Genomic DNA, 13,396 nt, shown 5'->3' with positions numbered 1-13,396 from the left:
ACACCGTCGGGCAGACCCCTCCCGTACTGACGGGAGCCCCGACGTTACGCGGCCCCACCAGCTGGAGTTCAGCTGGTGGACGCCGCGGTTCCGCCCAGGAACGCGGCCTCGTAGGCCTCGTCGCCGATCGCCGCCCGGGCCTGCCGCTCGCCCCGGTCCCGCAAGGCCGTCAGCGAGGGTGAGCCCATCTGCGGCCGGCCGACCGTGCGCCACCAGGCGTGCCCGGTGCCCAGCAGCCGCGCCGCGAGTTCTCCGTCGCCCAGCGCCGCCACCGCCGCCGCGAGGACGTCCAGGCCGAGCGCGATCCCGAACCGGTCGCCCAGCAGCCGCTTCCCGGAGAGCATCGCCCGTACGTGGCGTGCCGCCTCCCCGTGGTGGCCGAGCCCGAGCGCCGCGACCGCCAGCACGTAGTCCGCGTACGCCCGCAGCCAGCGCTCGCCCAGCTCCGCGCAGGCCTCGCGCAGCCCCCGGGCCTCCTCCGCGGCCTCCTCGAAGCGCTGCAGGTCACACAGGGCGTAGCCGGTGGCCAGCCGGCACAGCAGCCAGCCCGGGCCGCTGGTCCGGCCGCCGTGGCCGGCCCGTGCCCGGGGCCCGGCCAGCTCCAGCGCCCGTACGGGGTCCCCGGGCATCAGCACCGACACCCCGTGCAGATACGCCGCGCGCAGCTCCGGCTCGGGATCCGCCAGCCGGGCCGCCGCGCGGGTGCACTCCGCGCCCAGCTCCCGGGCCGCGTCCATGTCCCCCTGGAGCAGGGCGGTCAGCCCGAGGGCCCACAGGGCCTGGGTGTACGCGGCGCCGGTGCCCGGGGCCGTCCGCAGGGCCCGTTCCAGGAAGCCCCGCCCTTCGTGGACGTGCCCGCACGAGAACCAGAAGAACCACAGGGCCCCGGCCATCTCCAGCGCGGCCGCCGGGTCCGCGCCGAGGAGGTGTTCCAGCGCCGTGCGCAGCTGTGCGTGCTCGGCGGTCATCCTGCGGTACCAGTCCACCTGGTCCGGGCTCATCCAGCCCCGGTCGGCGGCCTGGCAGAGCGCGGCGTACCAGTGGGCGTGCCGGTCGGCGACGGTCTGTACCTCGCCGAGCTCGGTCAGCCAGTCGTGGCCGTACTCGCGGATGGTGTCCAGCATCCGGTAGCGGGCGCCCGCCCCCCGCTCCAGGGTGCGCCGTACGACGGACTTCGCGACCAGGCCCGCCAGCACCCGCTCCACCCGGGAGGCGGGCAGCGGGCCGCCCGAGCACACCGCCCGGGCGGCGGCGGCGTCGAAGTCCCCGGTGAAGACGGACAGCCGGGCCCACAGCAGCCGTTCCACCGGCTCGCACAGCTCGTGGCTCCAGCCGATCGCGGTCCGCATCGTCCGGTGCCGGGGCTGGAGGGCGGGCCCGTTGTCGGACAGCACGGCGAAGCGCGTGCCGAGGCGCTGCGCCATCTGCTCCAGGGTCCACAGCCGCAGCCGGGCGCCGGCGAGTTCCAGGGCGAGCGGGATCCCGTCGAGGCGGCGGCACACCTCGGCCGCGAGCCGCGCCCGTCCGGGGTCGTCGAAGGCCGCCGCGGCCTCGGGGGTCGCGGCCGCGGCCCGGGCGCGGAACAGGGCGAGGGCGTCGCTTTCGGGGCCGTCGCAGGGCAGCGGGCAGACCTCGACGACCTTCTCGCAGGGGCTGTCGAGGGGTTCCCGGGAGGTGACCAGGACCGTCAGCCCGGGTGCGGACTGCAAGAGTTCACCGACGAGGTGGCGGCACTCGGCCACCATGTGTTCGCAGGTGTCGAGGACGAGGAGCAGTTCCTTGTCGGCCATCCACGCGCACAGCTCCTCGTCGAGGGGGCGGGCGGAGTGGTCGGCGAGGCCCACGGCGTGGGCGACGGTCATCGTGAGCAGGCCGGGGTCGCGCAGGGGCGAGAGTTCCACCCACCAGACCCCGTCGGGCCGGGCCTGTTCGGGATCGCTGACGGCCCTCAGGGCGAGGCGGGACTTGCCGACGCCGCCCACCCCGGTGAGGGTGGTCAGCCTGCGGGAGCGCAACAGGCAGTGCAGCTCGGCGAGTTCGCTCTCCCGCCCGATGAACCCTCCCTGGTCGGGCGGCAGGTTCCCCGGCGGGGCGCAGGGAGCCGGCTCGGGATCGCCGTCGGGCTCCGCTGAATCCGGCCGTCTTCTGTTGAACGCGTACTCACCGAACACGGGTGTATTGTGCGCGATCTTCTTGCCCTGCCGTGCCGTTTCGTTCGGATTGCCGTCACGTTGCCCGGAGTCGGGCCGTGCGCCTCATGCCACGAGTACGATGCTGCGCTCCGCGGAGAAGGCTCCCCAATTGCCGTCCGGCAGCCGGGCGCGCAGCTTGAGGGTCCACCGCGTGCCGGCCGGCTCGGTCACCGTGAGCCGGTGTTCCACCCCGGCGGCTCCGGACGCGGGCACGGCTCCGGCGCCGAACTGGATGACGGTGACGGGCCGTCCGTTGACGTGGAGTTCGTACTCGGCGGTCGGACGGCCGGTGTCCGGGGCGGTCCAGGTCAGCGTGACGGCGCCGGGGGAGGCGGTCGCGGTGAATTCGGAGGGCGCGGTGCCCGGGCCCTGCCCGGCGGAGGGCGGGGTGGTCACGTCCACCGCCGGGCCGTCGGGGGAGGAGTTGTCCGCGCCGTCGCGGGCCCGGACGGTGAAGGTGTAGACGGTGTCCGGCTGTAGGCCGGTCAGGGTGGTGCCGGTCTCGCCGGGGCCGGCCGTGTGGATGCGGATGCCGCCCTGGTAGACGTCGTACGCAGTCACGCCGGTGTCGTCGCTCGCCGCGGCCCAGGACAGCGTGGCGGACCGGGGCCCGTCCGCCCGGCCGGTGGTGCGGGCGGGGGCGGTGGGGGCCTGGCGGTCCTCGGCCTTGGCGGCCGGGGTGGTGGCTTCGGCGGAGGCGCTCGGGGCGGAGGTGTTCCCGGCGGCGTCCCGGGCCCGGACCGTGAAGGCGTAGCCGGTCTGCGGGGTGAGGCCGGTGATGTCCACCATCGTCTTGTCGGCCGGGAGTTCGCGCACCAGCCGGCCCGCCTGGAAGACCTGGTAGTTGGTCACCGCGTCGGCCGGGGCCGCCGCCCGCCACATGACGTGCACGGAGGTGGCGCTGCCGGCCTGTGCGGTGATCCCTGCGGGGGCGGCGGGGGGCGTGGTGTCGGCCGCGGTGCAGGCGGCGAGCCCGGTGGCGGCCAGGCAGAGGGCGAGCAGGGGGGCGGTGCGTCGCACGGGGGCCTTCCTCGGCTTCCGCTTCCTCGTAAAGGTCTAGACATATATGGCACGGCCGCGGGCGGTGCGGCAAGACCCGCGCGCGGCGCTCTCTCCCCGGCGGCCGATGTGACCGGGTTCGTGTTCTTCTGATCCCGTCTGGCATTATTGCGATCTCTTTGCAATAGCGGTTGATCATGAACTGCTCGAAAACGGCAATACAGGGATGTGCACAGCATGACGGCCCGGACAGCACGGGGAGCGGCCAGGGCGACGCTGGCCGCCGCACTCATCACGGGCGTGGCGGCCTGCTCCAACCCCGGCTCCGCGGCCGGGGGCGCGGGCGCCGACGAGGCCGTGGTCGGCATCGCGAACGAGCCGGAGACCCTCAGCCCCCTGCTGGGGTACGGCAAGGACGGCAACTCCAAGATCTTCGACGGGCTGCTCGCGCACGACGCGGACATGAAGCTGAAGCCCGCGCTGGCCGAAGCCCTGCCCGAGGTCTCCGCCGACGGGCTCACGTACACGTACAAGCTGCGCCAGGGCGTGAAGTTCAGCGACGGGACGCCCTTCACCGCCAAGGACGTCGTCTTCACGTACCGCACGATCCTCGACCCGAAGACGAACAACGCCTCGAAGACCGAGCTCGACGCGATCGCCGGGATCGAGGAGCGGGGCGCCGACTCGGTCGTGTTCACGCTGAAGTACCCGTACGCGCCGTTCGCCGAGCGGACCGTGCTGCCGATCGCCCCCGAGCACATCGCGGGCCGGCAGGACGTCAACAGCGGGGAATTCACCGCCAAGCCCGTCGGCACCGGGCCGTACGTGCTCACCGCCTGGTCCAAGGGCGAGAAGCTCGGCTTCAAGGCGAACCCGGCGTACTGGGGCGGCGAGCCGGCGGTGAAGAGGTTCACCATGGCCGTCATCAAGGACGACGACGTACGCGCCACCCGGCTGCGCTCCGGCGAGCTCGACGCGGCGATCCTGCCGCCCGACCTCGCCAAGGGCTTCGAGGACGACAAGGCGCGCACGACGTACGCGGCCAAGTCCTTCGACTACCGCAACGTGACCCTGCCGACCCACCACCGGGTCACCGGCGACCCGGCGGTCCGCCGGGCGCTGGACATCGCCGTGGACCGCGCCACCATGGTCGACAAGCTGCTGTCGGGCGCGGGCAAGCCCGCCTACGGGCCCGTCCCGACCGGCAGTCCCTGGTTCACCGCCGGCACCGAGCGCGCGTACGACCTCGACAAGGCGAAGAAGATCCTCGACGAGGCCGGGTGGAAGGCGGGCGAGGACGGCATCCGCGCCAAGGACGGGGTCCGTGCCTCCTTCCCGCTCTGGTACACCTCCGGCGACAAGATCCGCCAGGACCACGCGCTCGCCTTCGCCTCCGACGCCAAGAAGGCCGGCATCGAGGTCACGACCGAGTCCGGGACCTGGGAGGTCATCGAGCCCCGGATGAAGACCGACGCCGTCCTCGCGGGCGGCGGCTCCCCGGCCGACCCCGACTTCGACCAGTACCTGCTGCTCACGTCCTCCCTCGGTGGCGACGGCTTCAACAACATGGCCCGGTACGACAACCAGAGCGTCGACCGCGCCCTGGACGAAGCCCGCAGGAGCGGCGACCCGGCCGTCCGCAAGACCGCGTACGACACCGTCCAGCGCGAGCTGGTGAACAACCCCGGCTACGTCTTCCTCACCCACATCGACCACCTGTACGTCGTCAACGACAAGTGGGACGGGCTCACCACCCAGGTCGAGCCGCACGACCACGGCCTCGGCGCCGGCCCCTGGTGGAACGTCGAGGCCTGGAAGCCGAAGCAGAAGTGAGCCGGCCCCGATGAACACCCGGTCAGCGCGCTCCCCGCGCCTGCCCTGGGGGCCGATGGCGCGCATGGCCGGGCGGCGCACCCTGCTCGCCGCCCCGGTCCTGCTCGCCGTCACCTTCGGGGTCTTCGCCGTCGCCGAGCTGTCCCCCTTCGACCCGGTCAAGGCGTACGCCGGCACGGCGGGCCTCACCGCCTCGCAGGCCGGCCTCGACCAGCTGCGGGCCAACCTGGGCGTGGACCGGCCGCTCGTCGGCCGGTGGTGGGACTGGCTCACCTCGGCGCTCACCGGCGACCTCGGCACCTCCGCCGTCATGCGCCGGCCGGTGGCCGACGTCATCGCCGAGCGGGTCGGCTGGTCGGCGCTGCTCGCCGCCACCGCCTTCGCGGTGGCCGTGCTGGCCGGGACGGCGCTCGGCGTCCTCGCGGCCCGCCGCCGCGGGGGCCCGCTGGACCGGGTGGTGTCCTCGCTGGCCTACACCCTGGAAGCGGCGCCCGCCTTCTGGCTCGGCCTGCTCGCCGTCTGGTTCTTCTCCGTGCACCTCGGCGTCCTGCCGTCGGGCGGGCTCACGGACGCGGGCAGCGACGCGGTCACCGCGGACCAGGTGGTCCGCCACCTTGTCCTGCCCGCCCTGGTGCTGGGCCTCTCCCAACTCCCCTGGTTCTTCCTGTACGTCCGCCAGGGCGTGGCCGACGCCCTGGACGAGGACCCCGTACGGGGGGCCCGCGCGCGGGGCGTCGGCGAGCGGCGCGTACTGCTGGGCCACGGGCTGCGCGCCGGGATGCTCCCGATGCTGACGCTGATCGGCTCGCGCGTGCCCGAGCTGATCACCGGAGCGCTGCTCGTGGAGACCGTGTTCAGCTGGCCGGGCATCGCGGCGGCCACCGTGCAGGCGGCGACCTCGGTGGACTTCCCGCTGCTGGCGGCGCTGACCGTGCTGGCCACGGCCGCCGTCCTCGCCGGGAACCTCCTCTCCGACCTGCTGTACGGCCTGGCGGACCCGCGGGTGGGCTTCGATGGCTGACCTCGTGTGGAAGGGCCGCGGCCGGGCAGGGCGTTCGACGCGGACGCTGCGGGTGCGCGCCTCCGCGGTGCTGGTGGCGCTGATCGCCCTGGCGGTCCTGCTGGTTCCGCCGCTGGCGCAGCTGGACCAGCAGGCGGTCGACTTGTCGATGAAGCTCCATGCGCCTTCGTGGGCGCACCCGTTCGGCACCGACGACGTGGGCCGCGACCTGCTCCTGCGCTGCGTGTACGGACTGCGCGTCTCGCTGCTGGTCGGCCTGGTGGCCGCGCTGGTCGCCACGGTGATCGGCACGGCGGTGGGCGCGGCCGCGGGGGCGTTCGGCGGGTGGACCGACCGGCTGGTGATGCGGGCGGTCGACACCCTCGCGTCGATCCCGCACCTGCTGCTGGGCGTGTTCATCGTGGCGATGTTCCGGCCGGGCGTGTGGCCGGTCGTGGTGTCCGTCGCGCTCACGCACTGGCTGTCGACGGCGCGGATCGTCCGGGCCGAGGTGCTGTCGCTGCGCTCCCGGCCGTTCGTCGACGCGGCGATCTCGGGCGGGGCCTCGCGCCTGCGCGTGACCGTGCGCCACCTGGTCCCGGCGGTGCTCCCGCAGGCGGGCCTGGCCGCGGTGCTGATGATCCCGCACGCGATGTGGCACGAGTCGGCGCTGTCGTTCCTCGGCCTCGGACTCCCCGCCCACCAGGCCAGCCTGGGCAACCTCGTCCAGACGGCGCGCGGCTCGCTGCTCGCCGGCGACTGGTGGCCCACGCTGTTCCCCGGCCTCCTCCTGATCGTCCCGACCCTGGCCATCGCAGGCCTCGCGGGAGCCTGGCGCGACCGCCTGAACCCCCGCCGCCGCTCGGAGCTGACCCTGTGACCGCCGATCCGACCACTGGTCCGGCCGCCGATCCGGCCACCGATCCGTCCGGCGCTCCCTCCAGCGCTCCCGTCCTCAGGGTGGACCGGCTGTCCGTGCGGTTCCGGATGGGCGGCGGGCAGTACGTCGAGGCCGTCACCGGCGCCACGTTCACGCTGGCCGCCGGGGAGTGCCTCGCCCTCGTCGGGGAGAGCGGCTGCGGCAAGTCCGTCCTCGCCTCCGCCCTGCTCGGCCTGCTCCCCGGCAACGCCGAAACCGCGGGGTCGGCCCGGCTCGCCGACGGGCTGGACGTACTCGCCGCCGACGAGCGGACGCTGGCCCGGACCGTCCGCGGCCGCCGCATCGGCCTCGTCCCGCAGAGCCCCGCCGCGCACCTCACCCCGGTCCGCGCGATCCGCTCCCACCTGGAGGAGACCGTACGGGAACTGGCCGGCCGCGCGGCGGGCCGCGGCAGGGCCGCACTGCGCGCCCGCGCGGAAGCCGCGGCCGGCCGGGCGGCCTTCCCCGCCACCCACCTCGACCGCCACCCCCACGAACTCTCCGGCGGACTCGCCCAGCGGGCCGCCACGGCCCTCGCGCTCATCGGCGACGCCCCCCTGCTGCTCGCCGACGAGCCGACCACCGGCCTCGACCGCGACCTCGTCCACCGCACCGTGGACGAGCTGCGCGCCCACACCCGGGAGGCCGGGCGCGCGCTGCTGATGATCACGCACGACCTCGCGGCCGCCGAGCGGATCGCCGACACCGTCGCCGTCATGTACGCGGGCCGGATCGTGGAGATCGCGCCCGCCGAAGCCTTCTTCGGCGCGCCCGGCCCCCGCCACCCCTACGCCCGCGGCCTCCTCGACGCCCTGCCCGAGCGGGCCTTCACCCCCGTCCCCGGCGCCCCGCCCGAGCTCGGCGCGCTCCCGCCCGGCTGCGCCTTCGCCGCCCGCTGCGCCCGCGCCGACGCGATCTGCCGCACGCAGCGGCCCCCGCTCGCCGAAGGGGTGGCCTGCCACCATGCTTGAGCTCCGGAACATCACCGCCGGCTACGACCGCCGCCGCCCCGTCGTCCGCGACGCGCACCTCACGCTCCGCCCCGGCGAGGCCCTCGGCCTCCTCGGCCCCAGCGGCTGCGGCAAGTCCACCCTCGCCCGGGTCGCCGCCCTGCTGCACCGGCCCGACCGGGGGACCGTGGCCCTCGACGGCACTGCCGTGACGGGCTTCCGTCATCGGGCGCCGCGCTCCCTGCGCGTCGGGGTCGGCGTCGTCTTCCAGCAGCCCCGCCTTTCGGCAGACCCCCGCCTGCGGCTGCGCGACCTCGTCGCGGAACCCCTCCGGGCAACGGGCCGGCGCGGAGAAGTGGAAGCGACAGTTCCAGAGTTGGCCGCGCGTGTCGGACTCGGCGCGGATCTGCTCGCCCGGCGCCCCCACGAGGTCAGCGACGGCCAGCTGCAACGCGCCTGCCTGGCCCGCGCCTTGGTGCTGCGCCCGCGCTGGCTGGTCTGCGACGAGATGACCGCGATGCTGGACGCCTCGACCACGGCCGCCCTGGTGGGGGTGGTCGAGGAGTACCGCGCCGACACCGGGGCCGGGCTCCTGGCGGTCGGCCACGATCCGGTCCTGCTCGCCCGCTGGTGCGACCGTACGACCCACTGGGACGAGATCGTCAAGCACTGATCGCCCGTCACGGACGGTCAACACCCGTACGGCGGACACGGGTTTCGCCCGAAGGCACCCCCTCCTGCGCCACGATGGCGCCGCCTGAGGAGGTATCGAATGGTGATTTCGCTCTCCGTGGTCGTGCTGCTCCTCGTCCTCGCGTGGATCTTCATGCGCAGCGGCGGCCTCAAGTTCTCCCACGCCTTCGTCTGCGTACTGCTCGGCTTCTACCTCGCGAGCAGCAGCATGGCGGGGACCATCCACGACGGTCTGACGGCCACGGCCCAGGTGGTCTCCGGCCTGCGCCCCTGAGCCGGCCGGTCCGGGGCGAATTGATCAACTGTTGCGCGTTCATGAATCATCCGGCTCCTCCATGGACTCCTCAGGCCGTGCGATCTAGCGTCTGGCGGCGGCGCGATGTCATACGCACTGTCAATAAGACCGAAGAGAACGGAGGACGTCCGGATGTTCCGAAGAGCGCTGAACTGCGCCGTGGTCCCCGCCCTCATCGCGTTCACCGCGATGTACGGGATCTCCCCGGCGCAGGCCGCCGAGATACCCCAGGCCCCCGGCCACCGCCTGGTCAGCCACTACGACGGCGTCCCCGCGGCCGCCGCCGCGCTGCCCGGCGAGGCCCCGCCCCAGCACCCCTTCCTCGCGCCCAACGGCCGCAGCGGCATGCACTCCGACGCCGGGGGCAGCGCCACCTCCCCCTGGTCCGGGCCGCTCGGCCGCAACCCGCAGGTGAGCAGCGAGAAGATCGCCGCCCTCGGCGGCGAATGCGCCACCGCCACCTTCGACGCGGGTGGCCGGCTGGTCACGGTGTGCGGCACCTTCACCGGCTTCAAGGTCAAGCTCCTCGATCCCCGTACGCTGGCCACGCTCGCGGAACACCAGCTCCCGCAGCGTTCCTCGACGGTCGAGGCGATCACCTCCCTCGACTTCTCGAAGATCTTCAAGGACACCTCGGGCGGCGCCTACTTCTACCTGGACGACCAGGACCGGGCCGTGCTGGCCGACTCCCGCCAGCACATCCTGCGCCTCTCGCACGCGCAGCGGCCGGACGGCAGCTGGGCGTTCGCCGTGGACGACGACTGGGACCTCACCGGCCAGGTCCCGCACGACTGCGTCACCTGGACCAACCTGTGGCCCAGCGGCACCTGCGACCCCGTCACCTCCGTGATGCCCGACTGGAGCGGCCGCATCTGGTGGGTCACCCGCCAGGGCCGCGTGGGCACCGTCGATCCGCGGACCTCGCAGATCCGCTCGATCGGCCTCCCGGGCGAGGAGATCCAGAACTCCTTCTCGGTCGCCGAGGACGGTGTGTCGATCGTCTCCGACCACGCCCTCTACAGCTTCCGCGCCGCCGCCGACGGCACCCCCGAAGTGCAGTGGCGCCAGACGTACGACCGCGGTACGGGAACCAAACCCGGCTCCGTGAACCAGGGTTCGGGCACCACCCCGGACCTCTTCGGCGACGGCTACGTCGCCATCACCGACAACGCCGACGACCGGATGAACGTCCTGGTCTACCGGCGGGGCGCGGACGTACCCGCCGACCGGCGGCTGGTCTGCAAGGTCCCGGTGTTCGGCAGCGGTGCCTCGACCACCGACAACTCACTGATCACCTGGGGCAACAGCATCGTCGTCGAGAACAACTACGGCTACGAGAACCTCACCAGCCTGCTGCTCGGCAAGTCGGTCGTCGGCGGCGCCAGCCGGATCGACGTCCGCGCCGACGGCAGCGGCTGCGACACGGTGTGGCAGAACGCCGTCCGCTCGCCCTCCGTCGTCCCGAAGCTCTCCACCGCGAACGGGCTGCTCTACTTCTACGAGAAGGAGCCCAACGCCTGGGGGATCGACGCCTGGTACCTGACGGCGGTGGACTTCCGCACCGGAGAGCGCCGCTGGCGGCAGCTGACGGGCACCGGGCCGCTGTACGACAACAACTGGGCGCCGATCACGCTCGGGCCCGACGGCACGGCGTACGTAGGCGTCTTCAACGGCATCGTCGCGGTACGCGACGGCGGCTGACGCCGGGCCGGCCGACGCGCGATCCGCGTCGGCCGGCCCCTCGGTCCTCAGTCCTCGGGGCGCCCGGACTGCTCGGGACGGTGGGGCTGTTCGGGCTGCCACAGCGGGTGTTCGCGCTCGGCCCAGGCGCGGCCGACGGAGCCGGTGCGCAGCCCGCGGCGCGCCTCGGGGTCGGCCAGGGCCTTGCCGATGTGCGCGGCGAGCACGACGGCGACGGCGAGGGCCAGCCAGTCGTGGACGAAGGTGGCGGCCGTCCGCCGGACCGGCGGGACGAGCCCGGTCCACCACATGAGCATGCCGGTGCCCGCCATCACCAGCACCGCCCCGGCCAGCCAGCCCGCGTACACCTTCTGTCCGGCGTTGAACTTCCCGGCGGGCCGTGCGGTCACCCGGTCGCGCCGCAGGGCGGCCCGCAGCCAGACCGTGTCGTGCGGCCCGAACCGGCCCAGGCGCCGCAGATCGGCGCGGAAGGCGCGCGAGGCGAGCCCCACCAGGAAGGGCACGCCGAGCAGCAGCCCGGACCAGACGTGGACGGTGACGACGAGGTGGCGCCGGCCGACGAGTTCGGCGAGCGGGGGCAGGTACAGACAGGCCGCCGCGGCGACGCACAGGCCCATCAGCGCGGCGGTGGACCGGTGGATCCACCGCTCGGCGCGGCTGAACCGGTGGATCCGCTCGGCGCGCTGCCGTACCGCATCAGACGGTCGGGGCATCGTCGCGTCCGTTCGACCGGCCGACCCAGGCGTCGACGTCGTACCCGAGATCCTCCCAGTAGCCGGGTTCCACGTCACGGGTGAGGGTGATGCCGGAGAGCCACTTCGCGGACTTGTAGAAGTACATGGGGGCGACGTACAGCCGGACCGGACCGCCGTGCGAGTGGCTCAGCGGCTTGTCCTGCATGCGCAGCGCCACCATGACGTCGTCGCGCCGGGCCTGGGGCAGGGTCAGCGACTCGGTGTACGTGCCGTCGAAGCAGCTGAACCGGATGGCCCGGGCCTCGGGGCGCACCCCGCAGGCGTCGAGCAGCCGCGTCAGCGTCACCCCCTCGAAGGGGGTGCCGGGAACCCGCCAGCCGGTGACGCACTGGACGTCCCGTACGACGCGGGTCTGCGGAAGCGCCCGGAGCGCGTCGAGGGTGTACGTCATGGGGCGCTCGACGAGGCCGTCGACGGTGAGCCGGTAGTTCTCGGGGCCGCGCTCGGGGACGGAGGAGGCCACCGAGTAGTACCGGAACCCGCCGCCGTTCGGCAGCAGGCCGGTGAGGCCGGTGGGGTCCTTGTCGGAGGCCGCGCCGAGGAAGGCCTCGATCCCGCCCTGGAGGTACGGGGCGGTGACCAGCCCGGCGGCGCCGAGACCGACCATGCCGAGGACCAGGCGGCGCCCGACGGGCGTGCCCTGACCGTCGGGGTCCGGCGGCTGGGGTGCGGGTACGGCTGCGGGTGCTGGGCTCACAGCCCGATTCGACCACCGCCGCCGCGCCCGCACCAGGCCCGGCGGCGGTCCGTCAGACTTCCGTCACACCTTGCCCGGCGAACAAGGGTGGGCCGCTGGGGTGACCGGTAGGGTGCCCGTTGATCAAATCCGTTCATCGGGCAGTCACACAGGAAAGCGGCAATCACGGTATGAGCGCGTCGAGAGCCATCGGACCCCCCGGGCCGGTGCCCGTGCCGGGGAGCGGCGCCCGTCTGGCCGCCCTGGACGGCGTCCGGATCGCCGCGGCGCTGGGTGTCCTCTGCTACCACTACCTGGCACTTGACAGCGGTTGGGGAGAACCGGCCGCCACGGTCTTCCCCGTCATGAGCACCTGCGCCGCCTACGGCTGGCTGGGCGTCGAGATCTTCTTCGTCGTCAGCGGGTTCGTCATCTGCATGAGCGCCTGGGGGCGCGGCGTGGGCGAGTTCGCCGCCTCCCGCATCGCCCGTCTGTTTCCGGCCTATTGGGCCGCCGTCCTCTTCACGGCCGGCGTCCTGTTCGCCTGGCCGGAGGTGCGCGGGGTCAAGGCGTTCAGCGACGTCGTGGTCAACTTGTCGATGCTCCAGGGCGGCATCAAGGTGCCGCACATCGACGACGCGTACTGGACCCTCTTCGTCGAGCTGAAGTTCTACGCCCTCTTCGCGCTCGTCGTCCTGCGCGGCGTCACCTACCGGAACTGCGTGGTCTTCTGCACGGTCTGGACCGTGGCCGGCGTGGTGGCACCCACCGCGGACAGCGGAGTGCTGTCCTTCTTCGCGATCCCGAGCTTCTCGCCGTACTTCATCGCGGGAATCGCCTTCCACCTCATGCGCCGCTTCGGGCCCAATGCCGTCCTGTGGGGCATCGCGGGCCTTCAGTTCGTCCTCGCGCAGAGCTACGTCCAGGGCCGGATGATCAGCAATCTGGGACGCGGCGTCGCCGCCCAGACGCCGGTCTGGCCGGCCCACGTCATCATCGCCTGCGGGTTCCTCGTCATGGCGGGGATCGCCCTCGGCGCCTTCGACCGCGTCCGGTGGCGTTGGCTGCGGCACGCGGGGGAGGTCACCTACCCGCTGTACCTGATCCACATGATGGCCGGGCTGACGGTCATCCACCACTTCCGCCACGACGTGCGGCCCGGCCCCCTCGTCCTGGGCGTCACCGCGCTCATGGTGGGGCTCGCCTGGCTCGTACACCGGCTCATAGAGCGCCCCCTGGGGCGCCGGCTGCGCACCGGAATGCGCCGCGCCGTGCACGACATCCGCCGGCACACCGCGCATCCGGAACCGGCCCCCGCGGTCCCGGCCCAGCCGCCGGCACCCGAGGCGGAGCGCGTCCGCACGATCCGGCGCTGAACCGCTC

The 13,396-nt window shown here is 73.5% G+C and carries 12 protein-coding genes; 8 read left to right on the top strand and 4 right to left on the bottom strand.

Going from position 1 to position 13,396, the window contains the following annotated elements:
- Positions 1-68 precede the first annotated feature (68 nt).
- Both IF02_RS0118280 and IF02_RS0118275 read right to left on the bottom strand, forming a co-directional pair.
- The gene (locus tag IF02_RS0118280; RefSeq protein ID WP_078622160.1) at positions 69-2,171 is read right to left on the bottom strand and encodes an ATP-binding protein; all 2,103 of its coding nucleotides are present in this window, start codon (positions 2,169-2,171) and stop codon (positions 69-71) included.
- A gap of 84 nt (positions 2,172-2,255) precedes the next feature.
- Positions 2,256-3,212, bottom strand: a complete 957-nt coding sequence (locus tag IF02_RS0118275) for a fibronectin type III domain-containing protein (RefSeq protein ID WP_030158223.1) — start codon at positions 3,210-3,212, stop codon at positions 2,256-2,258.
- A 216-nt stretch (positions 3,213-3,428) separates the two neighbouring features.
- Between IF02_RS0118275 and IF02_RS0118270 the strand changes: the two genes are divergently transcribed.
- The 7 genes from IF02_RS0118270 (at position 3,429) to IF02_RS0118240 (ending at position 10,582) form a co-directional block, all read left to right on the top strand.
- Positions 3,429-5,024, top strand: coding sequence for an ABC transporter substrate-binding protein (locus IF02_RS0118270; protein ID WP_030158221.1), 1,596 nt, complete (start codon positions 3,429-3,431; stop codon positions 5,022-5,024).
- Between the two features lie 10 nt (positions 5,025-5,034).
- Positions 5,035-6,045, top strand: a complete 1,011-nt coding sequence (locus tag IF02_RS0118265; RefSeq protein WP_030158219.1) for an ABC transporter permease — start codon at positions 5,035-5,037, stop codon at positions 6,043-6,045.
- Positions 6,038-6,904: an ABC transporter permease gene (locus tag IF02_RS0118260; protein WP_037836542.1), complete on the top strand. Its 867-nt coding sequence runs from the start codon at positions 6,038-6,040 to the stop codon at positions 6,902-6,904. Before IF02_RS0118265 ends, IF02_RS0118260 begins: the two co-directional genes overlap by 8 nt.
- Before the next feature lie 107 nt (positions 6,905-7,011).
- Positions 7,012-7,914: an ABC transporter ATP-binding protein gene (locus tag IF02_RS0118255; RefSeq protein WP_051696339.1), complete on the top strand. Its 903-nt coding sequence runs from the start codon at positions 7,012-7,014 to the stop codon at positions 7,912-7,914.
- The gene (locus tag IF02_RS0118250) at positions 7,907-8,566 is read left to right on the top strand and encodes an ABC transporter ATP-binding protein (protein WP_030158213.1); all 660 of its coding nucleotides are present in this window, start codon (positions 7,907-7,909) and stop codon (positions 8,564-8,566) included. Before IF02_RS0118255 ends, IF02_RS0118250 begins: the two co-directional genes overlap by 8 nt.
- 99 nt (positions 8,567-8,665) lie before the next feature.
- Positions 8,666-8,860, top strand: a complete 195-nt coding sequence (locus IF02_RS0118245) for a hypothetical protein (RefSeq protein WP_030158211.1) — start codon at positions 8,666-8,668, stop codon at positions 8,858-8,860.
- Between the two features lie 153 nt (positions 8,861-9,013).
- Complete coding sequence (locus tag IF02_RS0118240) at positions 9,014-10,582, top strand: hypothetical protein (protein ID WP_030158209.1); 1,569 nt, start codon at positions 9,014-9,016, stop codon at positions 10,580-10,582.
- A gap of 47 nt (positions 10,583-10,629) precedes the next feature.
- Here IF02_RS0118240 and IF02_RS0118235 read toward each other — a convergent pair whose 3' ends face one another.
- Together IF02_RS0118235 and IF02_RS0118230 are read right to left on the bottom strand one after the other, a co-directional pair.
- Entirely contained in the window at positions 10,630-11,295 is a 666-nt protein-coding gene (locus IF02_RS0118235; RefSeq protein WP_051696330.1) for a cytochrome b/b6 domain-containing protein, read from the bottom strand.
- Positions 11,279-11,944 (bottom strand): molybdopterin-dependent oxidoreductase, encoded by a 666-nt coding sequence (locus IF02_RS0118230; RefSeq protein WP_106977306.1) that lies wholly within the window; start codon positions 11,942-11,944, stop codon positions 11,279-11,281. The genes IF02_RS0118235 and IF02_RS0118230 overlap by 17 nt, the downstream gene beginning before the upstream one ends.
- A gap of 260 nt (positions 11,945-12,204) precedes the next feature.
- Here IF02_RS0118230 and IF02_RS0118225 point away from each other — a divergent pair, with 260 nt between their 5' ends.
- A complete protein-coding gene (locus IF02_RS0118225; RefSeq protein WP_051696329.1) occupies positions 12,205-13,389 on the top strand; it encodes an acyltransferase family protein in 1,185 nt (394 codons plus the stop codon).
- Positions 13,390-13,396: the final 7 nt, after the last annotated feature.

Origin of the sequence: Streptomyces sp. NRRL S-244 (genome assembly GCF_000717915.1) — a bacterium.
Taxonomy (GTDB): Bacteria; Actinomycetota; Actinomycetes; order Streptomycetales; family Streptomycetaceae; genus Streptomyces.
The sequence above is the reverse complement of the archived record's forward strand: the minus strand, read 5'-3'. Positions and strand labels throughout refer to the sequence as shown.

Coding starts and splice junctions, on each gene's coding strand:
- IF02_RS0118240 (WP_030158209.1), top strand. CDS start 9,014: ATGTTCCGAAGAGCGCTGAACTGCGCCGTGGTCCCCGCCCTCATCGCG.
- IF02_RS0118225 (WP_051696329.1), top strand. CDS start 12,205: ATGAGCGCGTCGAGAGCCATCGGACCCCCCGGGCCGGTGCCCGTGCCG.
- IF02_RS0118230 (WP_106977306.1), bottom strand. CDS start 11,944: ATGGTCGGTCTCGGCGCCGCCGGGCTGGTCACCGCCCCGTACCTCCAG.
- IF02_RS0118255 (WP_051696339.1), top strand. CDS start 7,012: ATGGGCGGCGGGCAGTACGTCGAGGCCGTCACCGGCGCCACGTTCACG.
- IF02_RS0118265 (WP_030158219.1), top strand. CDS start 5,035: ATGAACACCCGGTCAGCGCGCTCCCCGCGCCTGCCCTGGGGGCCGATG.
- IF02_RS0118235 (WP_051696330.1), bottom strand. CDS start 11,295: ATGCCCCGACCGTCTGATGCGGTACGGCAGCGCGCCGAGCGGATCCAC.
- IF02_RS0118250 (WP_030158213.1), top strand. CDS start 7,907: ATGCTTGAGCTCCGGAACATCACCGCCGGCTACGACCGCCGCCGCCCC.
- IF02_RS0118270 (WP_030158221.1), top strand. CDS start 3,429: ATGACGGCCCGGACAGCACGGGGAGCGGCCAGGGCGACGCTGGCCGCC.
- IF02_RS0118260 (WP_037836542.1), top strand. CDS start 6,038: ATGGCTGACCTCGTGTGGAAGGGCCGCGGCCGGGCAGGGCGTTCGACG.
- IF02_RS0118245 (WP_030158211.1), top strand. CDS start 8,666: ATGGTGATTTCGCTCTCCGTGGTCGTGCTGCTCCTCGTCCTCGCGTGG.